Origin of the sequence: Rhizobium sp. HT1-10 (assembly GCF_049472505.1) — a bacterium.
GTDB lineage: Bacteria > Pseudomonadota > Alphaproteobacteria > Rhizobiales > Rhizobiaceae > Rhizobium.
Window position 1 is genome coordinate 203,059 of the sequence record NZ_JBCEBQ010000010.1, and the last position, 23,506, is coordinate 226,564.

Annotated in this window: 20 protein-coding genes; 13 read left to right on the forward strand and 7 right to left on the reverse strand. The window is 61.2% G+C overall.

The genetic code is table 11. The features are described from left to right. The first annotated feature begins 713 nt into the window (after window positions 1–713). From VH564_RS21920 to VH564_RS21965, 10 genes are all read left to right on the forward strand, one after another. Complete coding sequence (locus tag VH564_RS21920) at window positions 714–1,859, forward strand: PAS domain-containing protein (protein ID WP_423341967.1); 1,146 nt, start codon at window positions 714–716, stop codon at window positions 1,857–1,859. A 2-nt stretch (window positions 1,860–1,861) separates the two neighbouring features. After that, on the forward strand, window positions 1,862–2,308 hold the full coding sequence (locus tag VH564_RS21925; protein WP_423341968.1) for a response regulator: 447 nt from the start codon (window positions 1,862–1,864) through the stop codon (window positions 2,306–2,308). Window positions 2,309–2,402: 94 nt separating this feature from the next. Next, a complete protein-coding gene (locus VH564_RS21930; protein WP_423341969.1) occupies window positions 2,403–3,095 on the forward strand; it encodes a Crp/Fnr family transcriptional regulator in 693 nt (230 codons plus the stop codon). A 524-nt stretch (window positions 3,096–3,619) separates the two neighbouring features. Then, complete coding sequence (locus VH564_RS21935) at window positions 3,620–4,504, forward strand: AraC family transcriptional regulator (RefSeq protein WP_423341970.1); 885 nt, start codon at window positions 3,620–3,622, stop codon at window positions 4,502–4,504. Between the two features lie 105 nt (window positions 4,505–4,609). Then, entirely contained in the window at window positions 4,610–5,521 is a 912-nt protein-coding gene (locus tag VH564_RS21940; protein ID WP_423341971.1) for an ABC transporter substrate-binding protein, read from the forward strand. Between the two features lie 65 nt (window positions 5,522–5,586). Further along, on the forward strand, window positions 5,587–7,089 hold the full coding sequence (locus tag VH564_RS21945) for a sugar ABC transporter ATP-binding protein (protein WP_423341972.1): 1,503 nt from the start codon (window positions 5,587–5,589) through the stop codon (window positions 7,087–7,089). Next, entirely contained in the window at window positions 7,079–8,065 is a 987-nt protein-coding gene (locus VH564_RS21950) for an ABC transporter permease (protein ID WP_423341973.1), read from the forward strand. Before VH564_RS21945 ends, VH564_RS21950 begins: the two co-directional genes overlap by 11 nt. A gap of 40 nt (window positions 8,066–8,105) precedes the next feature. After that, entirely contained in the window at window positions 8,106–8,837 is a 732-nt protein-coding gene (locus VH564_RS21955) for an SDR family oxidoreductase (protein WP_423341974.1), read from the forward strand. Between the two features lie 34 nt (window positions 8,838–8,871). Next, on the forward strand, window positions 8,872–10,494 hold the full coding sequence (locus VH564_RS21960; protein ID WP_423341975.1) for an FGGY-family carbohydrate kinase: 1,623 nt from the start codon (window positions 8,872–8,874) through the stop codon (window positions 10,492–10,494). A gap of 26 nt (window positions 10,495–10,520) precedes the next feature. Beyond that, complete coding sequence (locus tag VH564_RS21965; protein ID WP_423342004.1) at window positions 10,521–11,246, forward strand: SDR family oxidoreductase; 726 nt, start codon at window positions 10,521–10,523, stop codon at window positions 11,244–11,246. A gap of 16 nt (window positions 11,247–11,262) precedes the next feature. On the opposite strand, the gene VH564_RS21970 is transcribed toward VH564_RS21965, so the two are convergent. Together VH564_RS21970 and VH564_RS21975 are read right to left on the reverse strand one after the other, a co-directional pair. Next, on the reverse strand, window positions 11,263–12,573 hold the full coding sequence (locus VH564_RS21970) for an AAA-associated domain-containing protein (protein ID WP_423341976.1): 1,311 nt from the start codon (window positions 12,571–12,573) through the stop codon (window positions 11,263–11,265). Window positions 12,574–12,603: 30 nt separating this feature from the next. Beyond that, a complete protein-coding gene (locus tag VH564_RS21975; RefSeq protein WP_423341977.1) occupies window positions 12,604–14,337 on the reverse strand; it encodes an ABC transporter permease in 1,734 nt (577 codons plus the stop codon). Window positions 14,338–14,774: 437 nt separating this feature from the next. Between VH564_RS21975 and VH564_RS21980 the strand changes: the two genes are divergently transcribed. From VH564_RS21980 to VH564_RS21990, 3 genes are all read left to right on the forward strand, one after another. Further along, entirely contained in the window at window positions 14,775–15,803 is a 1,029-nt protein-coding gene (locus VH564_RS21980) for a sensor histidine kinase (protein ID WP_423341978.1), read from the forward strand. Next, complete coding sequence (locus tag VH564_RS21985) at window positions 15,800–16,438, forward strand: response regulator transcription factor (protein WP_423341979.1); 639 nt, start codon at window positions 15,800–15,802, stop codon at window positions 16,436–16,438. The genes VH564_RS21980 and VH564_RS21985 overlap by 4 nt, the downstream gene beginning before the upstream one ends. A 165-nt stretch (window positions 16,439–16,603) precedes the next feature. Next, window positions 16,604–17,437, forward strand: coding sequence for a universal stress protein (locus VH564_RS21990; RefSeq protein ID WP_423341980.1), 834 nt, complete (start codon window positions 16,604–16,606; stop codon window positions 17,435–17,437). A gap of 121 nt (window positions 17,438–17,558) precedes the next feature. Here VH564_RS21990 and VH564_RS21995 read toward each other — a convergent pair whose 3' ends face one another. The 5 genes from VH564_RS21995 to VH564_RS22015 all read right to left on the reverse strand — a co-directional run bounded on the left by VH564_RS21995 (window position 17,559) and on the right by VH564_RS22015 (window position 23,473). Next, window positions 17,559–19,091, reverse strand: coding sequence for a UxaA family hydrolase (locus VH564_RS21995; protein ID WP_423341981.1), 1,533 nt, complete (start codon window positions 19,089–19,091; stop codon window positions 17,559–17,561). A 95-nt stretch (window positions 19,092–19,186) separates the two neighbouring features. Beyond that, on the reverse strand, window positions 19,187–20,101 hold the full coding sequence (locus tag VH564_RS22000) for an SMP-30/gluconolactonase/LRE family protein (protein ID WP_423341982.1): 915 nt from the start codon (window positions 20,099–20,101) through the stop codon (window positions 19,187–19,189). Between the two features lie 14 nt (window positions 20,102–20,115). Then, on the reverse strand, window positions 20,116–21,066 hold the full coding sequence (locus tag VH564_RS22005; RefSeq protein ID WP_423341983.1) for an ABC transporter permease: 951 nt from the start codon (window positions 21,064–21,066) through the stop codon (window positions 20,116–20,118). Further along, the gene (locus tag VH564_RS22010; protein ID WP_423341984.1) at window positions 21,063–22,010 is read right to left on the reverse strand and encodes an ABC transporter permease; all 948 of its coding nucleotides are present in this window, start codon (window positions 22,008–22,010) and stop codon (window positions 21,063–21,065) included. The genes VH564_RS22005 and VH564_RS22010 overlap by 4 nt, the downstream gene beginning before the upstream one ends. After that, a complete protein-coding gene (locus tag VH564_RS22015; RefSeq protein WP_423341985.1) occupies window positions 22,007–23,473 on the reverse strand; it encodes a sugar ABC transporter ATP-binding protein in 1,467 nt (488 codons plus the stop codon). Before VH564_RS22015 ends, VH564_RS22010 begins: the two co-directional genes overlap by 4 nt. Window positions 23,474–23,506: the final 33 nt, after the last annotated feature.

Genomic DNA, 23,506 nt, shown 5'->3' on the forward strand with positions numbered 1-23,506 from the left:
CCGCACCTTGATCCGGCATTGTCGGAAAGTCTATTTCGAACAAAAGTTTATACTCTTCTCCAGGTTTGCCATAGGCGTCATAGGCAAATTCCACCAAGGCCGTTCTGTCTTATCGTGATCACTCCACGCTTCGCACTAATAAATCATTTCCCCTCCAGGATGTGTAGTCCATCGGTTGCACCTGAACGTGTGACGTCCAGCATCAAGGCTATGTCGTGATGAGTGAGCGATATTGCGCTGCCGATGCGATCCTGGCACATCAGCAGCAGCGCGGGAGACGGACGCTGACACTATGAAGAGCGTTGGATAGCGCAGTGTTTGAACCACAAGCTTTCTGAGGCGACAGGTCTCTCTAAGGGTTGCGAAGCCCAGCGGCTGCTTTGGCGGCACCGATTTCGACCAGCAGCCATGGCGGCACTCCAATGTCTCTGCCTTTAGGTCCATATTCATGGCGAGCTAGACACAGCACACCCTGACACTTCCCAGCTTGCCAGACCTGCGTCCGCAGACCGCGACAACGGAAAGAGAGAGTTGTCGTAAGTGCCTTTGCGTCTGGCCATGTGCAATCCAAATGCGGATATGAGCGTAAACACCGACGACGCGCTTTGGAAGCCAGGTCGGGTTCCCGCCTGTGGTGTGGGCCTTACCCCGGATCCCTTGTCTCTCGAGGCCCTCTTGCTGCTGACGGAGTTTTCCCAGGAACCAAGACGGAGATGGCCGCGTTTAAGGCGTCGTATCGAAACTTGGATTTGTTTGGAGTGATTGTGGAGCAGCGCGACGACTGGCATCTGACAGATAGGCTTCACTATGACCACGGCAGGGGCGACCCCTTTGCTGCGGCCGTTCGCGCGACGCGAATGCCTATGGTTATCACCGATCCGTCACAGCCGGACAACCCGATCGTATTCTGCAATGAGGCCTTCCAGGCACTCACGGGCTATGCGAAAAACGAGATCTTGGGCCGCAATTGTCGCTTCCTGCAAGGACCGGATACAGAGCCGTCCGCAGTGGACCAGATCCGCGAAGCGGTGCGTAGCGGCCAGAGTGTTTCTGTCGAACTCCTGAACTACCGTAAAGATGGCTCGGTCTTCTGGAACGCTCTGTATCTCAGTCCAGTTCGGAACGACTCGGGCGAAATCCAGTTCTTCTTCGCGTCGCAGCTGGACGTGACCAAGCACGTAGCCGCCAACCGGGAAGTCGAGGAACAACGCCTCGCGGTCGAGAAGGAAGTAGAGCGACGCACGGCCGAACTGGAGGCGGCACTCGAAGCAAAGACACTTCTCCTGCACGAGGTCGACCACCGGGTCAAAAACAACCTGACAATGATCGGCTCGCTCCTGCGTCTCCAGGCGCGCACGATCGGGGACCCGATCATTTCCTCCAAGCTCGAAGCTATGATGGAGCGGATCGACGCACTGGCAACGGTTCATCGGACTCTTTACCAGTCGGGTGACGTCACCAAGTTCGATATCGGCGAATTTGCCACAAGGCTGGCCGAGGACGTGCTCGGTTCAAGCGGCCGGGCAGACATCTCACTCTATTGCGATGTTGAGCCCATTCTCGTTTCAGCTGGCAAGGCGTCATCGCTTGGTCTGGTGCTGAACGAAATCCTTACCAATGCCATCAAGCACGGCCTTGGCGATGGCCGCGCCGGGACGATCTCCATCAAGGGTGGCTGCGACGGGGATACGGCAACCATTTCCGTCGAGGACAATGGCGTTGGAATGCCGAGCGCGCCGCCCACCGGGCTCGGTCGTACGCTGATCAACCGGCTTGCCAAGCAGACCGAAGCTGTCGTGGTCTGGTCGCCGCTGCCTGCGGGAACGCGGGTAACATTGTCCCTGCAGAATTGGAATTGAGTATGGACCGTCCAAAGGCGCCACTGGCTGTGTTGATCGTCGAGGACGAGGCCCTGCTTGCGATGGACGTTGAAATGATGGTGGAGGATGCCGGCCATACCGTTATCGGCGAGGCGACCTGCATGTCTGAAGTCGAGGGGTTAGACCCCGTCCGCGCCCCGGACATTGCCTTTGTCGATATGCAGCTTGCGGATAAATCGACGGGCCTGGAGGTGTGTGCCTATATCCAGAAGCGCTGGACGAAGACGATCATCATATTCGTCACTGCCAATCCCAAAAAAATACCGGATGATTTCGCCGGCGCCCACGGCGTGATCCCGAAACCTTTTTCCAGGCATGGATTTATGAATGCGCTTTTCTATCTTCAAGAGAGCGTGTGTCGGCCGCCGCCCAATTCCGCGCTTCCAGGCAGCTTTTTTGCGTCTCCCCACCTGGCCGCGACCTGGTAGTTGATTGAGGTTGCAGCCGCAGTCGATACGCTTTCTTGTCGTTGTGACCAGCTGCGCTTGACAGTTTCGAACACTACTGGATGAAGTCGAACATATGCTCAATCGCCTCATAAGCAATCTCGAACAACACGACCGTGACCGGGTGATCCCGCACATGAAGCCCGTGACGTTGCCACGTCTGTTCGTCATGGCGGAGCCGGACAAGCCAGCGGTCCGCAGCTATTTTCTGGAATCCGGTATCGGTTCGGTGGTGGCCGTTTCGCCTGGTGGCAGCGAGGCGGAAGTGGCAATTTTCGGACGGGAGGGTATGTCGCCACCCAATAGCCTGTTCGAGGACGACCGCGCGCCTTTCAAGGTCTTTGTTCAGGTCGAGGGCCATGGACACAGCATAGAAAATGAAATCCTCTTCGAGCTTCTGGCAGAAAGCCGGACCTTCAGGCGGGTTTTGAGCCGATACGCACAAACGCTGTTTGTGCAGACGGCCTACACATCCTTGTCAAACGCATCGCATTCGATCGAAAAGCGTCTCGCCCGCTGGCTCCTCATGGTCCATGATCGATCGGACAGTGCTTCTCTTCCACTCACGCATGATTTTCTGTCCGCCATGCTCAATGTCCGGCGCCAGAGCGTGACGGATTCCCTCCACGTCCTCGAAGGCGAGAGCTTCATATCGAATACCCGCGGACTTGTGACGATTAGGAACCGGGAACGACTGGTGGCTTTCGCGGGCGACGCCTATGGGGTTCCCGAGGCCGAATTCGAACGGCTGATCGGCAGCATGCGATAACCCTTTCGGGATTTGAAGTCGCCCGTTGTTATGATGGGATGACGAGATCTGGCTTTAAATCTGCGATGGCAGCCACCGTATCAGCAATCCGGACCAGTCGGAATTTTTGCGCCTGCGGGCGGGATGAGGCCGTGACGTCGGCAAGGCAAGTTTTGCTCGCACGGATATTGGCGGGAAAAACTATAGGCGAAAAGGCCCGGGAGATTGTCGACGACCGCCGCCGCGTGCTGTTTGTCTGGACCTGAACTCGGCCTTGGGGCTTTGCGGCTATGGCCCGGCCCCGCTCGATCCGCTGCCGATATCCTTGCCGGATTTGCCTTTTTTGTGGCCTGAGCCGGGCATTGACCAGCCTCCGTGTGCGCAAGCTAGCCATGGCAAACGTCAAAAAAGTATCTTTGAATCCCGCAGGCTGAGGTAGAGGGCCCGGCAGATAAGGGATAACGTGGCTTAAAGCGTTGGATCTGCAGATTTGGAGGTTTGCAGATTTTGCCATCAGGTTGGCAGGCGTTGGTTGGGAGGGGATCATGCAACCGGATCTGGAACTCGTGCACATCCGCAAAGGTGAGTCCTTTGCTGCGTGGAAGCATGGCTATCCGTTTCGCACCGTGCGCTGGCACTACCATCCCGAATACGAGATTCACCTTGTCGTCGCGACTTCGGGTCAGTTCTATATCGGCGATCACATCGGCCGCTTCGAGCCTGGCCAACTGATCATGACCGGCCCCAATCTTCCCCAGAACTGGATTTCGGAAATTGAACCCGGCGAGATCGTCCCGACCCGCAATCTCGTCATCCAGTTTCCCGAAAAATTCATCCAGGACTGCACCGCCTGCCTGCCGGAGATGGATGCCATTGGCGCGCTTTTGAAGCGCAGCGCCCGAGGCCTGCTGTTCGATAAGGCGACCGGCGTCGAAATCAGGCCTCTGATGGAGCAGTTGATCGAAGCGCAGGGCATGAAGCGGCTCGCGCTGTTTTGGGAAATCCTCGATATTCTGGCAAGAGCCCCGGAGCCGGAGGTGCTGGCGAGCCTCAGTTACGAACTGGATCTGCCGAGCATCAACGAAAGCGGAATTAATCGCGCTATTGCCCATCTGCGCGAGCACCTGACCGACGATATCGACGAGCGGGAGTTGGCGGATCTGGTAGGCCAAAGCGCAAGCTCTTTCTCGCGGGCCTTCAAGCGCCATACCGGGACGACACTGGTGCGCTACAAGAACCAGCTGAGGGTGGATCTGGCCTGCCTGATGCTGCTGACGCAGCCGGAGGTGAAGGTCGCGGAAGTCTGCTTCGAGATCGGATTTTCCAACGTCTCCAACTTCAACCGGCATTTCCTGAAGCAAAAGGGAATGCCGCCCTCTCAATTCCGCGCAACCTTCGCCGCGAACGGTGAGCTGCAAGCCGCAGAATAACGAGAAAAAGCCATACCCCGCAAAGGGGTTTTCGCCCGGACGGCATGGTGCCTTCCGGGAAAGGACAGGCATTGCCTGTTGTCATCTAACGGGAGGAAGACCGAGATGAAAAAGACTTTGTTGGCATTATCGATTGCCGCTTTGGCCCTGACCACCGCGCCAGTCATGGCGCAGGAGGCCAAGCTCAAGATCGGCATGACGTTCCAGGAACTGAACAATCCCTATTTCGTCTCGATGCAGGAAGCGCTCAAAGAAGCCGCCAAGAGCATCGGCGCCGAGGTTGTCGTCACCGATGCGAACCATGACGTTGCCAAGCAGATCTCCGATATCGAGGACATGCTGCAGCAGAAGATCGACATTCTGCTCCTCAACCCGACCGATTCCGCCGGCGTCGAATCCGCCGTCAAGATGGCCAAGGACGCCCATGTCATCGTCGTCGCCGTCGATGCGAACGCAAACGGCCCTGTCGATACCTTCGTCGGCTCCAAGAACAAGGATGCCGGCTATCAGGCCTGCCAGTATCTCGGCAAATCGCTGAACGGGTCCGGCGAAGTGGCCATTCTCGACGGCATCGCCGTCGTGCCGATCCTGCAGCGCGTCGAGGGCTGCAAGCAGGCACTCGCCGAGTTCAGCGGCATCAAGCTTGTCGATACCCAGAACGGCCGCCAGGATCGCTCGGTCGCGCTCGGCGTCGTCGAGAACATGATCCAGTCCCACCCGAACCTGAAGGGCATCTTCTCGGTCAACGACGGCGGAGCCATGGGCGCGCTGGCGGCGATCCAGGGCTCCGGCAAGGACATCAAGCTCACCTCGGTCGACGGTGCGCCTGAAGCCGTCAAGGCGATCGCCGATGGCACCGCCTTCATCGAGACGACCGCGCAGTTCCCGCGCGACCAGGTCCGCGTCGGTCTCGCCATGGCGCTGGCGCAGAAGTGGGGCGCCCGCGTGGTGCCGAAGGAAGTTCCGATCGACGTCAAGCCGGTCACCAAGGAAAATGCCGCCGGCTTCAGCTGGTAATCGTCTCGAAGTCGCCCCCGCACCATCGCGGGGGCGACCCATCCATTCAAATGCGGGAGTGAGCGATGCTGGAACTCAAGGGCATCAAGAAAAGCTTCGGCAGGATTTCGGTTCTGCACGGGGTCGACCTGACGGTTCGCGCCGGAGAGATCCACGCTCTGCTGGGCGAAAATGGCGCAGGCAAATCGACGCTGACCAAGGTCCTCTGCGGCATCCTCCAGCCGACCGGGGGCGAGATCCTGATCGACGGCCAGCCGCATCACTTCGCCGACTACAACGAGGCAATCGACAATGGCATCGGCGTGGTGTTCCAGGAGTTCTCGCTGATCCCCTATCTCGACGCGGTCGACAACATGTTCCTGGCGCGCGAAATCCGCAGCGCGATCGGCCTGTTGAACCGCCGTGCGATGCGCAAGCGCGCCTCCGAAATCCTGTTGCAGCTCGGCATCCATGTTCCGCTCAATGTCCCGGTTCGCATGCTGTCGGTGGCGGAGCAGCAGTTCGTCGAAATCGCCAAGGCGCTGGCGCTCAACGCGCGCATCCTGGTGCTCGACGAGCCGACTGCAACGCTGACGCCGTCCGAGGTCGAGCATCTCTTCCGGGTCATGAGGGGCCTGCGCGAACAGGGCGTCGCCATCATTTTCATCTCCCATCACCTGGAGGAAATCTTCCAGATCTGCGACCGCATCACCGTGCTGCGCGACGGTGAGTACGTCACCTCCTGCGACGTCAGCGATGTCGACCAGCATCGCCTCGTCGAATTGATGGTCGGGCGCAGGATCGAAAACAGCTTTCCCTCGAAGCCGGCGATGGCTGCCGATCCTGCCATTGTCCTCGATGTCGAGGCGGTGCAGCTGACGAGGGGAGGGCCTGTGTCGCGCTTCCAGTTGCGCGCCGGCGAGATCCTCGGCTTTGCGGGCCTGGTCGGCTCCGGTCGCACGGAAACGGCACTCGCCATGATCGGCGCCCATCGCGCAACGCAATGCAAGCTTTCCCTCAACGGCGTCGAGACACGCTTTGCCGATCCTTCCGAGGCCCTGGCGAGCGGCGTCGGGCTTTTGCCCGAGAGCCGGAAGGAGCAGGGGCTGATCACCAGCTTCTCGATCCTCCACAACGTGTCGCTCAACAATTATGGCAAATATCTCTTCGGCCATTTCTTCATCGACCGCCGCAAGGAGCGCGACGATACAATCGCTGCGATGGCGCAGGTGCAGGTCAAGGCGCAGGGCCCCATGGCCCGCGTCGATACCCTGTCGGGCGGCAATCAGCAGAAGGTGGTGATCGCCCGCTGGCTCAATCACAACATGAAGGTGCTGATCTTCGACGAGCCGACGCGCGGCATCGATGTCGGGGCCAAGGCGGAAATCTACCAGCTGATGCGCGAATTCACAGCGCGCGGCTACTCAATCATCATGATCTCGTCGGAGCTGCCTGAGGTCATCGGCATGTCCGACCGGGTGTGCGTCTTCCGGTCCGGCGGCATCGTCGCCACCGTCGAAGGGGCCGCCATCAATGCCGAGGAGATCATGATGCACGCAACCACTGGGAGGATGAAACATGTCGCATGACGGGATCGCCGCGGGCGATGGCAGCACAAAGGGCGCGGCCCATTCCGCATTCAGATCGGCCATTCACTCGCCACTGGCATTGCCGCTGGCAGGCCTCATCGTCGTATCGATATTGATGAGCTTTGCCTCCGATACTTTCTTTTCGGTCTCCAATATCCTCAACGTGATGCGACAGGTCTCGGTGGTGGCGATCCTGGCGGTTGGCATGACGTTCGTCATCCTGACGGGCGGCATCGATCTCTCGGTCGGCGCCGTGATGGCGCTCGCCGGTACCATGGCTGCCGGCCTGATGGTCCATTTCGGCCTGCCGGGCTGGGTGGGGCTGCTGGCGGGGATCGTGCTGGGTGTCGGGCTAGGCATCTTCAACGGCCTGCTGGTTGCCTGGGGGCGGATGCCGGCCATCATCGTGACGCTTGCCACCATGGGGATCGCTCGGGGCATCGGGCTGATCTATTCCGGCGGCTATCCGATATCAGGCGTGCCATCCTGGATCTCCTGGTTCGGCGTCGGCCGTGTCGGCATCATCCCGGTTCCCGTCATCCTGACGGTCATCATCTATGCGCTGGCCTGGGTACTGCTGCAGCGCACGCCCTTCGGCCGCCATGTCTACGCCATCGGTGGCAACGAACTGGCCGCAAAACTGTCCGGCGTGAAGACCGCCAGGGTCAAGCTTGCCGTTTATGCCATCTCCGGCCTGACCGCCGGTCTGGCGGCGGTCATTCTCACCGGGCGACTGATGTCCGGCCAGCCGAATGCCGGCGTGGGCTTCGAGCTCGACGCCATCGCGGCGGTGGTGCTCGGCGGAACCGCCATTGCCGGCGGGCGCGGGCTTATCCTCGGGACGCTGATCGGCGCTGTGCTGCTCGGCATCCTCAGCAACGGCCTGAACCTGATGGGCATCAACCCCTATCTGCAGGACATCATCCGCGGTTTCATCATCCTGCTCGCCATCTACATCGCCCGCGAGTGGCGTTGATCCCGATCATCATGCATTACTGACATAAAGGAGAGAACCCATGTCTCAGTCACTGGAAGGAAAGATCGCCGTCATCACCGGTGCCGCCTCGGGCATTGGACTGGCAACGACGGAAAAACTGCTGGCCGCCGGCGCCACCGTCGTCATGGTGGACTGGAACGAGGCCAGCCTGAAAGAACTGACGCAGCGGCTTGGCAGCAAGGCGATCGCCCAGGTTACCAATCTTCTCGATGCCGACAGCTGCGCCGCGATGGTGCCCGAGATCCTCAAGAAGGTCGATCACATCGACATTCTCTATTGCAACGCCGGCACCTATATCGGCGGTGACCTCACCGAGACCACGAATGACGCCATCGACAAGATGCTCAATCTCAACGTCAACGCTGTCATGAAGAACGTCCACGACGTCGTCCCGCACATGACCGAGCGCGGCACCGGCGATATCGTCGTCACCTGCTCGATTGCCGGCCACTACCCGACCTACTGGGAGCCGGTCTATGCCTCGTCGAAATGGGCCATCACCTGCTTCGTCCAGACTATGCGCCGCCAGATGATCCCGCACGGTGTGCGTGTTGCCCAGGTCTCGCCCGGGCCGGTGGTCTCGGCGCTGCTGGCCGATTGGCCGGAGGAAAACCTGCGCAAGGCCAAGGAATCGGGAAGCCTGATGGACCCGAGCGAGGTGGCCGACGCGGTCGAATATATCCTGACCCGCAAGCGCACCGTGACGATCCGCGACATGATCGTTCTCCCGACCAACTTCGATCGGGTATAAGGGGCGAACGGGCTATCGGAGTCGGAGGGATGATATGACCAGCTACATGATCGGCGTCGACGTCGGCACGGGTTCAGCGCGGGCAGGCGTCTTCGATCCGGCCGGATCGATGCTGGCCAACGCCAAGCGGGATCTGGTGATCTTTCGTGACGACAGCGGGCGCGTCGAGCAGTCGAGCGAGCAGATCTGGCAGTCCGTCTGCGAAGCCGTATCGGAAGCGGTGTCGCTCGCGGGTATTGACCCCGGCGATGTCGTCGGCATCGGCTTCGACGCAACATGCTCGCTGGTCGTGCAAGGGGCGAGCGCCGGGGTGGGGGATCCGTCCCATCCCGAACGCGATGTCATCGTCTGGATGGATCATCGCGCCCTCGACCAGGCCCGCCGTATCAACGCGATGGGCCACGCGGTGCTCTCCTATGTCGGCGGCACGATCTCGCCGGAGATGGAGACGCCGAAACTCCTCTGGCTGCGCGAAAACCTGCCGGACATCTACGAAAGTGCGGAGAATTTCTTCGACCTGACCGATTTCCTGACATGGAAGGCGGCGGGTGCGCTCGATCGCTCATCCTGTACCGTGACCTGCAAGTGGACCTATCTCGCCCACGAGAACCGTTGGGATGAAAGCTATTTTCGCGAGATCGGCCTTGGCGACCTCGCGACCGATGGTTTTTCCCGTATCGGCAAAAGCGTCGTGCACCCAGGCACTCCCCTTGGAAACGGCCTTACGGTCGAAGCGGCCGGCCGGATGAAGCTGTCGCCCGGGATAGCCGTCGCAGCGGGGCTGATCGATGCCCATGCCGGCGGCGTCGGTACGGTAGCGGCGAGCGGCGGGGCCGAGGACGCGACGTTGTGCCTCGGCTACGTCTTCGGCACATCGTCATGCACCATGACGACCACCGAAGCGCCGACCTTCGTTCCAGGTGTCTGGGGTCCCTACTTTGCCGCCATGGTGCCTGGCATGTGGCTCAACGAGGGCGGACAGTCAGCAGCCGGTGCGGCGATCGACCACCTCGTGAAGATGCATCCGGCCAGTGCCGAAACAGCGGCCATGGCCGCGCGCGGCGGGAAGAGCCTGCCGCAATGGCTGGCGGACCGCGCCCTTGAATTGGCGGCCGACGCCTCTGATGCGGTGAGGCTTGCCGACCAGCTCCATGTCGTGCCGGAATTCCTGGGCAATCGCGCGCCCTTCGCCGATCCGCATGCCCGTGCGGTGATCGTCGGCCTCGGCATGGAAACGGGCGCCGACAGCCTCGTTTCCCTCTACATCGCCGGCATCTGCGGGCTTGGCTACGGATTGCGGCAGATCGTCGATACCCAGGCCGGGCAGGGCGTCCGGGTAAACACCATCTCTGTCTCAGGCGGAGCGGGCGGACATCCGCTCATCCGGCAGATCCTTGCTGATGCCACGGGCGTCGAGATCGAAGTCACCGCCTGCCCCGAGCCGGTGCTTCTGGGCTCGGCCATGCTGGGGGCGGTTGCCGCCGGTGTCCATCCCGACCTGCGCTCCGCCATGCCCGCCATGTCCACGATCGCGCTCAAATGCCCGCCTTCGGCCGGCGATATCCGGGCCATACATGATCAGCGATACGCGGCATTCCTCAGTCTGCAGTCGATCAGCCGCGACATCCGCCTTGGGGCGGACAGGCTTTCACAATGAGTTTCATGCCGGAGGAGATATTGGACATGCAGTTTGCCGGAAAATCGGTGATCATCACCGGGGCTGGAAAAGGGATCGGCCGCGCCTGCGCGAAAATCATGGCCGCGCGGGGCGCCGAAGTTATTGCGCTCAGCCGCACCGCCGCTGATCTGGAGAGCCTGCGGCAGGAGATCGGGGGCCGCCAGATCGCCGTCGATCTCGCCGATCCGGCTGCCACGCGGGCCGCTATGCGCGAGGCGGGCACAGTCGATTTCCTGATCAACAGCGCCGGTATCAATGTGCTGGAATCAAGCTTCGACATGACCGAAGAGGGCTATGAGGCGGTCATGGGCATCAATCTGCGGGCAGCGCTGATCACCTGCCAGGAATTCGGCCGGGCCCGCGTGGCCGCCGGTGGCGGTGGCGCCATTGTCAACATCACCTCGATTGCCGGACATCGCGGTTTTGCCGAGCATCTCTGCTATGCGGCCTCCAAGGCGGGGCTCGAGGGTGCGACCCGGGTACTTGCCAAGGAGTTCGGCCCGCACGGCATCCGCGTCAACGCCGTGGCACCGACCATCACCCTGACGGAGCTCGCGCTCAGGGCCTGGAGCGACCCCGAAAAATCCGCGCCGATGATGGTCCGCCACCCGATCGGCCGCTTCGCCGAAGTCGACGACGTCGCGCGCACCATCGCCACCTTGCTTTCCTCCGACACGGAAATGGTCACAGGCGTCGTCCTCAATGTGGACGGTGGCTTTCTCGCGGTTTAGCCCTCGGTCACGTTACTCATTCCGGGTTTTCAAGGCTGAACATTTCCGTCCTTTCGTCATAGGCGAACAGTTCGCCATAGCGGGCCCAGGAGACAATGGTCTTCAGCGTTTCGTAGGCACGTGACCCCGTCATGTAGTCTTCGAGCTCGTTGCGGAAGCGCGCAGCGGGCGCTGTGTGGGTCGGGCGCTCGTCGAGGACCCTCCGGATCAGGCCCATGAACGGCACGTAGGTGACCAGATGCTCGGCGAAAAGCTTCTTTCGGGCATCTGTTTCGAGGTGAGCAAAGCGTGTACCCGCGTCAGTCAGCATCACGTCGCCTTCGCTCAGCTGGGCAAACCGCAGTAGCTGGAGCGCTTCCCCCAGATGGAAAAGCTCATCGGCCTTGAGTTGAAGAGCACCGGCGAGAACCGGGAGATCGGCGCGACCGTGATAGGGGGCTCCCGCCAGGGCCTCGATGAGGCCAGACAGGATGTTCGTCGACACGGGTTCCAGCACCATGCCCATACCTGTGCCCGGAATGCCGTCGAGGGCTGTCGAGCGCGGCTCGGCACGCTGTGTCATCAGCGCGTAGATGCTATCGACCAGCTGGCGGAACATCGGGTCCAGCCGGTTGCGCGGATGCGGCAGATCCACCTTCAACTCCCGGGCGACGCGGCCTGGATTGGAGGAGAAGACCAGGATGCGATCGCACATCAGCACCGCCTCCTCGATATTGTGGGTGACCATCAGCACAGACTTGATCGGCAGCCGTCCCTCGATCCAGAGATCAATCATATCCGTGCGCAACGTCTCGGCGGTCAGCACGTCGAGAGCGGAGAAGGGCTCGTCCATGAGGAGCAGGTCGGGATGGACCACCAAAGCGCGTGCAAAGCCGACGCGCTGGCGCATGCCGCCGGAGAGTTCCTTAGGATAGGCGTTCTCGAATCCGTCAAGACCGATGAGATCGATGGCGGCCAACGACAGCGCCCTGCGCTCGACCCGGGCAACACCCTTGGCCTCGAGGCCAAGCTCGACGTTTTGCAGCACGGTGAGCCATGGGAACAGGGCGAACGACTGAAACACCATCGAGATGCCGACCGGCGGACCTTCGATGGTGGCGCCCCGGCACCTGGCGTCGCCGGAGGACGGCGCGAGAAGGCCCGCAATGATGCGCAGCAGCGTCGACTTACCCGAACCGGAACGGCCAAGCAGGCCGACGATCTCGCCTTCCTTGATGGTCAGATCGACATTTTCGAGCACCACCACGTCGCTGCCGTTCGCCTTGGGAAAGGAACGGGAGACCTTGCTGATATCGATGAGCGGTGTCTTGGAAAGGTGATCAAGCATACGATTTGTCCTTTGGTCTGATGACATCGATTAGCCCAGGCGCAATCGGCTTTCGCCGAAAGCGTAGAGCGGCCGCCAGATCAGGCGATTGGAGAGCGTGACGAAGGTGCACATGACGATGATGCCGAGCACGACTTGCGGAAAGTCGCCGTTGGTCGTGGCATTGGCAATGTAGGAGCCGAGACCCGGCGTTGTCAGATGCGTGTCGCCCCAGCTGGCCACCTCGGCGACGATGCTGGCATTCCACGATCCACCGGCAGCGGTGATGGCACCGGTGATGTAGTAGGGAAAGATGCCTGGCAGGATGACCTTAAGCCACCATTGCCAGCCGCGGATGTGGAAGCTGCGCGCGGCTTCCTTGAGGTCGCTGGGGAAGGCGCTGGCGCCGGCAATGACATTGAAGAGAATATACCACTGCGTCCCCAGGATCATCAGCGGGCTCAGCCAGATATCGGCACTGAGGCTGAAATGCACGATCACGACGACGAAGGCCGGGAAGGCGATATTTGCCGGGAATGCGGCCAGAAACTGCGCCAGCGGTTGCACCTTCTCGGCAAGCTTCGGGCGCAAGCCGATCCAGACGCCGATCGGTACCCATACGAGGGTGGCGATCAGCATCAGCACCAAGACGCGCAGGAGCGTGATGCAGCCGTCGACCACAGCGGTGCGAATTTCCGACCAGCCAATGGTCGCACGAAGATACTCGACGCTTATCACAGCAGCCCAGCCAGCCGCAGCGGCAATGACAGCGAACCAGACCCAGTCGACGACGCGAGAGGCCGCCATATCCATGGCCTTCGACCCGTATCCAGGCAATTTCGGCAGGCGCAACGTCCACACCTGTCGTCCGGCCCATTGCAGCGGCGTTGCCAGCAAACGGGTGACACGGGCGTGGCGGAAAAGATCGAGAATCCAGGAGGTCGGGGCAAGGTTGTTGCTCGTCGTCTCGAACCTGAACTTGTCGGCCCAGGCAACCAGAGGCCGAAAGAGCAGCTGGTCGTAGAGCACAATGACGCCAAGCATTGCGACAACGGCATAGGACACCGCCATGAGGTCCTGCTGCTTGATGGCAAGGGCGACATAGGAGCCGATCCCCGGCAGCGTCACCGTTGTGTTGCCGACGGTAATCGCTTCCGATGCGACGACGAAGAACCAGCCGCCTGACATCGACATCATGGCATTCCACACCAGGCCGGGCATGGCGAAGGGGACATCGAGCCGCCAGAAACGCTGCCATCCGCTCAGCTGGAAGCTCTGCGTCGCCTCCACCAGGTCCTTCGGCTGGTTTCGCATCGACTGGTACATGCTGAAGGTCATGTTCCAGGCTTGGCTGGTGAAGATCGCAAAGACCGAGGCCAGTTCTGCGCCGAGCACGCTACCGGGGAAGAGATTGAGAAAGAAGGTGACGGTGAAGGTCAGGAAACCGAGGATCGGCACGGACTGCAGAATGTCGAGTATCGGAATGAGCACCATCTCGGCCCGCCTGCTTTTCGCGGCGACGGCGGCATAGATAAAGGTGAAAGCCAGCGAGAAGACGATGGCGAGCAGCATCCGCAGGACCGTGCGCAGGGCATAGATTGGCAGGTTGACGGGATCGAGCGACAGCGGTGTAGCGTCGAGGGCGGAAAGCGGCGCCGTCGTTACCCTTGCGCCATAGGCGATCAGCACGATCACGCCGATCACCAGCAGAAGCGCCAGGATGTCCCAATGGCTCGGCAAGATTGAGCGCCGGATGGCGAGCGGGGCGAATTTCTGCTGTTTCATGGGCGGGCCTGCATGGTTTCGGGCGGAGTTCAGAGAGAGCAGCAGGACCGAACCAGATATACTGCCATCTGCTGCGATGATTGGCGCTCGGGACCGGCCGCGGTTGCTTGTTTCCGGCGTTCTCGTAGACGCAGAAGCGTTGTAGAACAGCCGCATCCAGCCCACCACCATGATGAGGTAAAGCCGGAGGATCCTGAGGAATACGAAGGCTATACCTTGGTATATCGAATGCCAGGAATGCCCGTTCCGGCTGTCCGAAAGGGAGCAATTGGTTTATTGGAAGCGAGGAATTACGGGCGGGCGCAGCACCGCAGACCGCTCCCGCGCTTCTGGTCATGGGGATCAGGCTACCAACATGCAATTAGGTTTATGAAAAGAGAGGCTCCAATCAGGTCGTGAAACACCAGAGAGTACCGAAAGATCATCGACGGCCGAAGATGCGCTGCGCCTTCATCGCGGCACTGATCGTGTGCATCTTTACCGCCGACACGGTCACGAACTTCGAGATTGCCTTTGCGGTCTTCTATATCGCGGTGATTTTGATCGCGATGGGCTTCCTGTCGACGCGCGCCGTAGTGGCCCTTGCCTCGTTTTGTATCGGCCTCACGGTCCTGAGCCTGTTTCTGACGCGGCACGGGTCGTTCGAGGCTGGCCTGTTTAATTGCGGTATCAGTTCGTGCGCCATCGCGGTCACGACCTATCTATCGCTCAAGATCACCGCCGCGCAGGCCGCAGCCTTCCAGGTGCAGGAGCAACTTGAACGGATGGCGCGCGTGACGCGGCTGGGTGAACTGACTGCCTCGATCGCCCACGAAGTCAATCAGCCGTTGGCGGCCGTCGCCACCAGCGCGGATGCCTGCCGCCGCTGGCTCGACCACACGCCGCCGAACGTGGAAAGAGCCCGGCAGGCAGCCCTGCGGATCTTCGACGACACCAAGCGGGCAAGCGACGTGGTCGCGCGCGTCCGCCGGCTGGCATCGAGCGAGCAACCGCAGTTGGAGCGGGTCGATGTCAATGAAGCCGTGGCCGATGCGCTCGGCATGGCCGAGCAGACGATCGAGCGCAATCATGTGATCCTGAAACACGACCTCTCGAAGGACTTGCCGCCTGTCATGGCGGACAGGATCCAGATCCAGCAAGTCATCAGCAACCTGCTCCTCAATGCTATCGAGGCGATGGCCGAGGTCCCTAGCTTCAAAAGAGAGTTGACCGTCGTGTCCTCGCGCGACGAAATAGGATCGGTCGTCATTGCGGTGACCGATTCCGGCAGCGGGATGAAGCAGGCGACAATCGATCGTCTCTTCGATGCGTTCTGGACCACGAAGAAGAGCGGCATGGGCATAGGTTTGACCATCAGTCGCGCCATTATCGAGGCTCATGCGGGGCATATTTCTGTGACATCGGCGCCACGCATGGGAACCACCGTCCAGTTCATCCTACCCGCGGCAGGACAGGAGGCGGCATGAGTTTGGCCGGAAAGTCCAGCGATATCGCTGAGGCGATCGTCTATGTAGTTGACGACGACCAGTCCGTGCGGCTCGCTCTGGAGGATCTTCTCACCTCGGTCGGCCTCGTCGTGCGGTCCTTCGGCTCGATCAAGGAGTTCCTCGCTTCTCCCGTTCTCGACAGGCCGGGATGCCTCGTGCTCGATGTACGGATGCCGGGGCAAAGCGGCCTGGAGTTTCAGCAGCAGATGTCCGCGATGGGGATAAGCCTGCCGGTCATCTTCATCACCGGGCACGGGGATGTCGCCATGGCTGTCAGGGCGATGAAGACCGGCGCGATCGAGTTTCTTGCCAAGCCATTTAGAGACCAGGAATTGCTGGACGCAATCCAGCTCGGCGTGGAGAAGGACCGCGTGCAGCGCCAGGACGAGGGAAATCTGGCGCTTTTGCGGAAGCGTTGGCAGACGCTGAATAGCGGCGAGCAGGCCGTGATGCAGCGGGTTGCAGAGGGCATGTTGAACAAGCAGATCGCCGGCGAAATGAGCGTCAGCGAAGTGACAGTCAAGGTTCGCCGCGGCCAGGTCATGCGCAAGATGAACGCCAGGTCCCTCACCGATCTTGTCAGGATCTGGGACCGTTTGAATAGGCCGGATTAAGAGATACGCTCGCTGGTTTATGAAGTCTCTTGCGAAAGAGGCGGACTGGCGGGGTGATGGTCGAACGTCTTGCGTCCGATTGCGCTTGCCGGGCTTTGATGAGGATCAAGGCGCCAATCGCCGCGGAGGCCTAGGTTGCTCCCAGCTTAAACCGGGAGAGTCGACATGTTCATCAAAAACGTTCTCAGTGTGCTTGGTATCGATGGCTTTAACGAGGACTTGCGGGGCGCGGTGAACTTTTGCGAAAGCCATCAAGCCCATCTGACCGCCATGCCGATCTCGATGGCAGCGGCACCGCCGATCGGCTCCTACCAGGTCGTTTCCTCCGTCTGGATCGAGGAAAGACAGCGCGCGACGGATCACCTGGAGTTTAAAACCGGCGAGATCAAGGACCTCCTTGGTCAGAGCGGTTTGTCCTACGAGGTGCAGCAGGTCTTCACGGAGTTTGCCTGGGCAGACGTCGATATCGCCGAGCGCGCCCTTTATGCCGACCTCGTCCTCGTCGGAGCGCAGGCAGCCGCCGACAAGGAAATGCAGGGCAGGGTGATCAATGGGGTTCTGTTCAGAACGCCGACGCCGATGCTGATCCTGCCAAGAAATGCGGCGATCGAAGCGCATCCGAAAACCATACTTGTGGCCTGGGATTCGACCGAGAAGGCGGCACGTGCCCTACGACAGTCGATGGACTTTCTGCAGGCTGCGGAAGCCGTCCATGTCACCATGGTCGATCCGATCGCCGCAAGCACTGCCAATGGCGAAGAGCCGGGTGCCGATGTCGCAATCTTTCTGGCCCGTCACGGTGTGAAGGTCGATGTCGACTGCATCTCGAGCGAGAGCCTGCGGGTCGATGAAGCGCTCCAGCGACACGCCATCGACATCGCCGCCGACATGATTGTCATGGGCGCTTACAATCACCCACGCCTGCAAGAGCGGCTTTTCGGCGGAGTCACGCGCTTCATGCTGGAAAACACGACGCTTCCGCTTTTCCTGGCGCACTGATGGGTTGATCGGGCATTTCGTGAACAACGTTTGTTAACGGACAGGAGGGCTGCCGGCGCTGAATGAGGCAAGGGGTCGCCGTTCCTGGTCTCCCGCTGACAGGGTATCGCGAAACTCCGCCTCACGTCACCGCGCCGACCTGCCATGGCACGAACTCGTTGTCGCCGTAGTCGTAGGCCTCACTCAGCGTCTTCTTGCCGGATGCGACGGCGATGATGTCCTCGAAGATACGCGCTCCAGCTGCTTCGATGGTGTCGTCACCCGTAGCGATGCCGCCGCAGTTGATGTCCATGTCTTCCTGCATGTGCTTGTACATCTCGGTATTGGTGGCGATCTTGATGCAGGGCGCCGGCTTGAAACCGGAAACAGAGCCGCGGCCGGTGGTAAAACAGATGACGTTGCAGCCGCCTGCCACCTGGCCTGTCACTGCGACCGGGTCATAGCCGGGCGTGTCCATGAACACGAAGCCGGGCTCGGTGACGATCTCGGCATATTCGTAGACCGCCTTCAGTGGCATGGTGCCGCCCTTCGCCACCGCGCCGAGGGATTTTTCAAGGATCGTCGTCAGTCCGCCGAGCTTGTTGCCGTAGGAGGGGTTGTTGTTGAGTTCGGCGCCGTTGCGCTCGGTGTAGTCACGCCACCATTCGATCCGCGACAGCAGCTTCTCGGCAATGGCCGGCGTGGCCGCGCGACGGGTCAGCAAATGCTCGGCGCCGTAGATTTCCGGTGTCTCCGCCAGCACCGAGGTACCGCCGTTGCGCACGATGAGATCGGAGGCGTAACCCAGCGCCGGGTTGGCGGAAAAGCCGGAGTAGCCGTCAGAACCACCGCATTCGAGCGCCACCTTGAGGCCGGACAAGGGCTGCGGGGTGCGCCGGGCGCTGTTCACCTCGGGCAGCATGTCGCGGATCATCTCGCTGGCCGCCTCGATGGTCTTGCGGGTTCCGCCGAGACCCTGGATCGTCATGGTACGCAGGCGCTTGCCTTCCTCCAGCTTGTAATGCTCGAGGATCGGCGCAATCTGGTTGGTCTCGCAGCCAAGCCCGATCATCAGGATGCCGCCGAAATTCGGATGGCGGGCGTAACCCTGCAGGGTGCGCGTCAGCAGGCGATATCCTTCGCTTTCCATGTTGATGGCGCAACCGCCGCCATGGGTCAGAGCAACGACGCCATCGACATTGTCGAAACCGTCGAGCCCGCCGCTGCGATTGAAGTGCTCGGCAATGTATTTCGAGACGGTGGCGGAACAGTTCACCGTGGTGATGATGCCGATGAAGTTGCGGGTTCCGACACCGCCTGCGCCGCGGTCAAAGCCCATGAACGTCCGCCGCTCGTCGAGTGGCACCATGCCTTTTTCCTCGATGTCCATGCTGAACTGGTGCTGATGCTCAGAAGCGATGACGGCGAGATTGTGGAGGTGGACGTGCGAGCCTTTCGGGATGAACACGGTGGCAACGCCGATGGACTGGCCGAACTTGAGAACCTCCTGCCCGGCGGCGATGTCACGCACCGCAATCTTGTGGCCGCGTGGGATCTGGTTCGCTGCAACCAAGCCCTCGATGCCGGTCTGCTCGCCGGCCTTGACCATGCTCCGTGCCACCGCGACATCGTCAATCGCGTTGAGCAGGATGACAGGCGCCTTTGAAATGGACATGGTGTTCTCCCGGGATGATGGTCTTAGACGCGACCTTGTTGCGCCTTCCCCCGAGTATGCTCGGAACAAGCGCCCGTACCGCTATCGGCTTGTTGTTACGGGCGCTGCGCGCCGTTGGTCGTCAGGTATATCGCATATAAGGATGTTGTGGCAGTAATGAAGAGCCGGTTGCGGCGTGGTCCGCCAAAGGTCAGGTTGGCAACGGTTTGCGGAACCTTGATCTTCCCGAGCAGGGTGCCATCGGGCGCAAAGCAGTGGACGCCATCCTTGGCGCTGGACCAGAGGTTGCCCGCTGTATCGAACCTGAAGCCATCGGGAATGCCGCTGTCGATGTGGCAAAATACCTTCGGGTTGCTCAGTGTCCTGCCGTCGACCACGTCGAAGACGCGGATATGGCGCGGCGCACTTTCATCATGGCTGGCGCCGCTGTCGGCGATGTAGAGCTTTGTCTCGTCGGGGGAGAAGGCGAGGCCGTTCGGCTGCAGGAAGTCGCTGACGACAGCGGTCAGGTCGCCGGTTTCCGGATCAAGGCGGAAGACATTGCGCTGACCCTGCTCGGGATCGGCCTTGTAGCCCTCGTAGTCCGACAGGATGCCGTAGGTCGGGTCGGTGAACCAGATGGTGCCGTCTGAGCGCACGACAACGTCGTTGGGGGAATTCAGGCGCTTGCCCTCGAAGCTGTCTGCAAGCACGGTGATGGTTCCATCGGCTTCGGTGCGGGTGACGCGACGCATGCCGTGCTCGCAGGAAACCAAGCGGCCCTGGCGGTCGCGCGTATTGCCGTTGCTGAAGTTGGATGCATGGCGGAACACCGACACGCCACCGTCCGGGGTCCAGCGCATCATCCGCTGGTTCGGAATGTCGCTCCACAGCAGCTGTTGCGCATCGTCGAACCAGACGGGTCCTTCGGCCCATCGGCAATCGCTATAGAGTTCCTCCAGCCGCGCGCTGCCGACGAACAGGGCAGTAAAGCGTGGGTCTTTGACTTCAAAGGGTGATGCGTCAGTCATCGGACAATCCGTATTCATCTGTTTCTAAGGCTGCGTCCACCGGCGACGACAATGACGCCGATGATGATTAGTCCGGTCATGACAAGACGGATGCCGGCACCAAAACCGTAGGTGTTGAGCATCGAGACGACCAGGAACATGAACAGCGAAGCGCCCCAGATGCCAGCGACGTTGGAATCGCCTCCGGCGACCGCCGTGCCGCCGATGACGACGACGGCAATCGACATCAGCAGATACTCCTGCCCCATGTTGAGCGCAGCACCACCGGAGAAGCTTGCCAGCAGATAGCCGCAGATCGCTGCCAGGACCGCGCAGAGCACGTAGGTCGCAAACCGGACGCCATCGACCGGTATGCCGGCCATGCGCGCTGCGTTGATGCTCTGTCCGATCGCTGCTGCCCAACGGCCGTAGACGGTTCTCTGCAGCAGGACATAGGCAAGCAGCGACAGGATCAGCGCAAGAATGGCGACATTTGGCACTCCGAGCGTGGTTTCGGTTGTGAAGCTTGCGAGGATTTCCGGAGGCTTGATCCGCAGGCCGCGGTTCGTCCAGATGGCGGTCGACTGCACGATGAAGCTCATCGACAGGGTTGCAATGATCGGCGGTATCCGCAGCAGCTTGATCAGCGCGTAGTTCCCGATCCCGACGGCCGCACCGACGGCGATCGCGACCAGCAGGCCGAACACGATCATCGAGTCCTGGCCATCCATGAATTTCAGCGAAACGGTGCCGGCAAGGGTCATCGTGGCCGGCACGCAGAGATCGATATTGCCCGGTCCAAGCGTGATGACGAACATCTGCCCGATGCCGACGACGATCGAGAAGGCGGCGAAGGTCAGTGCCGCCTGGCTGAGGCCGAGCGTGCTCGCGCCGCCAGTAAACAGGATCGTCACGAACCACACGAGGAAGGCCGCGACGAAGGACCAGATCCATGGTTTGCGCGTCAGCGCCATCAGGGTGGTCATGCGCGCTTCTCCTTCTTTTCCATCCGGTTCAGCAGCAGTCGCAGACCGAGCACGACGATCAGGATCGCCCCCTGCGCGCCGATCTGCCAGTCCGACGAGATCCGCAGGAACGACAGGAACGAGCCTGCGAGTGTCAGTGTCAGCGCGCCGATGACGGCGCCGATCGGCGAAACCCGTCCGCCGGTGAATTCGCCGCCGCCGAGGATCACGCCGGCGATCGACAGTAGGGTGTATCGCAAGGCGATATTGGCGTCGGCTGACGTCGTCAGCCCGACCAGCGCGATGCCGGCAAGGATGGCGAAGAATGCTGCGAGGGCATAGGTAGCCGCCCTTGCGGCAAGGATCGACCAGCCCGCGCGCTCCACCGACCGGGCGTTGCCGCCGACCCCGCGCAGGATTACACCGAAGGAGGAGCGCATGATGAGGAAGTGCGAGAACAGCGCGATAATGACGCTGGCGACAATCGCCATCGGCACCAGCGGTGGCCGCGAGGTCATCACAGCCCGCGCCCATTCCGGCGCGTGGCCGCCGGGTGCCGGCAGCAGCAGGATGGCGAGCCCGCTCCACACGAAGCTCATGCCGAGCGTGACGACGATCGAGGGAAGATCACGAACATGGATCAGGACGCCCAGCCCGGCATAGACCGCGATGGCGAGAAGCAGAATGGCGACGCCGATCGCCGGATCGGACTGCAGGAAGGTGGCGGTGACGCAGGCGATGAAGCTGACGAAGGATCCCATCGACAGATCGAGGTCGTTGACAGTCATGATCAGCATCTGCGCGATTGTCGCCAGGGCGATCGGAACGGCAAGATTGAACAGGAGGTTCAGGCCAAGGTAGCCCATGGCACGCGGCTGGAGATAAAAAACCGAAATGAGCAGGATGGTCAGCGACAGGGCTGGAATGATGAGACGGATCGTATCCGAGGACAGGCGAAGCTTCATGCCGCCACTCCCGTGAAGGACGCCGCCAGGATGTTCTCCTCGGTCACATCTGCGCCGGTCAGTTCCTTAACGATGACGCCTTCGCTGAAGACGAACACCCGGTCGCACAGGCTGACCTCCTCCATTTCCGTGGAATACCAGACAAAGGTTCGCCCTTTTGCGGCTTCCGCACGGATGATGGCGTAGACCTCCTGCTTGGTGCCGATGTCGACGCCGCGCATCGGATCGTCCATCAGGACGACGGGCGCGCTCGTCGCCAACGCCCGCGCGAACAGCACTTTTTGCTGGTTGCCGCCCGAGAGCGAGAGGATGCGATTGTCCATGTCCTTGGTGCGGATTTCGATGCGCTCCTTCCAGGATGTGCCGAGCGCCTCTTCGCGCCCGTCATTGACCATGCCGCGGGGCGACAGATCGCTGAGGTTGGCAATGGTCAGGTTCTTCAGAATGCTCCAAAGCGGAAACACGCCATTTAGCGAACGGTCGCCGGCAACGAAGGTCACCGCGGCATTGGCGTTGCGCAGCCAGTTGCCGGTCTTCGACAAATAGAGGTCGAGCAGGATGTCGGTCTGGCCATGGCCTCCGAGCCCCGCCAACCCGACGAGTTCGCCCGCATAGGCGTTGAACCGCAGCCCCTTGCCCCGGCGCGGTGGAGCGCTCAGCAGGGGCATGCCCCCGTTCACCTTCACCCGCGCGGGCGCGGCGTCGCGCGCCTTTACGACGCTGCCCATAGCCGCAACGAGGCTGTGGTGGTCGAAGGCGCTCGAAGGTTTTTCGGTGACGACCTTGCCATCCTTCATGACGATGATCCGGTCGGTTGCCGAGAGGATTTCGCCGAGTATATGCGAAATCAGGATGATCGAGCCGCCGTTCTCGACGAAGACCCGCACATAAGCGAGCAGTTGCGCGGCAAGCGTCGCATCAAGGGACGATGTCGGCTCGTCGAGGATCACCAACTTGACCGGGGTCGAGATGGTGGAGAAGGCCGTGGCGATCTCAACCATCTGCCGCTCGGCGATCGACAGATCCCCGATCGTGGCGTCGGGCGCGATCGTGTGGCCGGGGAAGATTGCGTCGAGCGATCTGCTGATCACCTCGGCGGCGCGCTTGCGCCAACCAAAGCCCTGCAGACCACGATGCATGACACGGGTATTTTCAATGACCGTCAGATTGGGGCAGAGCGAAAGCTCCTGGAAGACGCAGCGAACCCCATTGGCCCGCGCGGCGGCGATGCCGTAGCGTTCGATGCGTGCACCGCCGCAGCTGACCGAGCCCGCATGCGGCGTCAGCCCCCCGTTGATGATGTTGACGATGGTGGATTTGCCAGCCCCGTTGTGGCCGACCAGGCCGACAGACTCGCCGGCGGCAATCCGGATCGTCACGCCGTCTAGCGCCTTTACGGCGCCGAAATGCACCTTGGCGTCCGTGACCTCCACGACCGCCGGATTTTGCGCTTCCACGCCCATGATGGAATCTCCCTTTAATAAGAGCCGCCCGGC

Excerpts from the sequence above, each read along its gene's own strand:
- VH564_RS21970 (WP_423341976.1), bottom strand. The coding sequence starts at position 12,573 with ATGCTTGATCACCTTTCCAAGACACCGCTCATCGATATCAGCAAGGTC.
- VH564_RS22015 (WP_423341985.1), bottom strand. The coding sequence starts at position 23,473 with ATGGGCGTGGAAGCGCAAAATCCGGCGGTCGTGGAGGTCACGGACGCC.
- VH564_RS21975 (WP_423341977.1), bottom strand. The coding sequence starts at position 14,337 with ATGAAACAGCAGAAATTCGCCCCGCTCGCCATCCGGCGCTCAATCTTG.
- VH564_RS22000 (WP_423341982.1), bottom strand. The coding sequence starts at position 20,101 with ATGACTGACGCATCACCCTTTGAAGTCAAAGACCCACGCTTTACTGCC.
- VH564_RS21945 (WP_423341972.1), top strand. The coding sequence starts at position 5,587 with ATGCTGGAACTCAAGGGCATCAAGAAAAGCTTCGGCAGGATTTCGGTT.
- VH564_RS21960 (WP_423341975.1), top strand. The coding sequence starts at position 8,872 with ATGACCAGCTACATGATCGGCGTCGACGTCGGCACGGGTTCAGCGCGG.
- VH564_RS21965 (WP_423342004.1), top strand. The coding sequence starts at position 10,521 with ATGCAGTTTGCCGGAAAATCGGTGATCATCACCGGGGCTGGAAAAGGG.
- VH564_RS21935 (WP_423341970.1), top strand. The coding sequence starts at position 3,620 with ATGCAACCGGATCTGGAACTCGTGCACATCCGCAAAGGTGAGTCCTTT.
- VH564_RS21925 (WP_423341968.1), top strand. The coding sequence starts at position 1,862 with ATGGACCGTCCAAAGGCGCCACTGGCTGTGTTGATCGTCGAGGACGAG.
- VH564_RS22010 (WP_423341984.1), bottom strand. The coding sequence starts at position 22,010 with ATGAAGCTTCGCCTGTCCTCGGATACGATCCGTCTCATCATTCCAGCC.
- VH564_RS21990 (WP_423341980.1), top strand. The coding sequence starts at position 16,604 with ATGTTCATCAAAAACGTTCTCAGTGTGCTTGGTATCGATGGCTTTAAC.
- VH564_RS22005 (WP_423341983.1), bottom strand. The coding sequence starts at position 21,066 with ATGACCACCCTGATGGCGCTGACGCGCAAACCATGGATCTGGTCCTTC.
- VH564_RS21930 (WP_423341969.1), top strand. The coding sequence starts at position 2,403 with ATGCTCAATCGCCTCATAAGCAATCTCGAACAACACGACCGTGACCGG.
- VH564_RS21955 (WP_423341974.1), top strand. The coding sequence starts at position 8,106 with ATGTCTCAGTCACTGGAAGGAAAGATCGCCGTCATCACCGGTGCCGCC.
- VH564_RS21995 (WP_423341981.1), bottom strand. The coding sequence starts at position 19,091 with ATGTCCATTTCAAAGGCGCCTGTCATCCTGCTCAACGCGATTGACGAT.
- VH564_RS21920 (WP_423341967.1), top strand. The coding sequence starts at position 714 with ATGGCCGCGTTTAAGGCGTCGTATCGAAACTTGGATTTGTTTGGAGTG.
- VH564_RS21940 (WP_423341971.1), top strand. The coding sequence starts at position 4,610 with ATGAAAAAGACTTTGTTGGCATTATCGATTGCCGCTTTGGCCCTGACC.
- VH564_RS21985 (WP_423341979.1), top strand. The coding sequence starts at position 15,800 with ATGAGTTTGGCCGGAAAGTCCAGCGATATCGCTGAGGCGATCGTCTAT.
- VH564_RS21950 (WP_423341973.1), top strand. The coding sequence starts at position 7,079 with ATGTCGCATGACGGGATCGCCGCGGGCGATGGCAGCACAAAGGGCGCG.
- VH564_RS21980 (WP_423341978.1), top strand. The coding sequence starts at position 14,775 with ATGCGCTGCGCCTTCATCGCGGCACTGATCGTGTGCATCTTTACCGCC.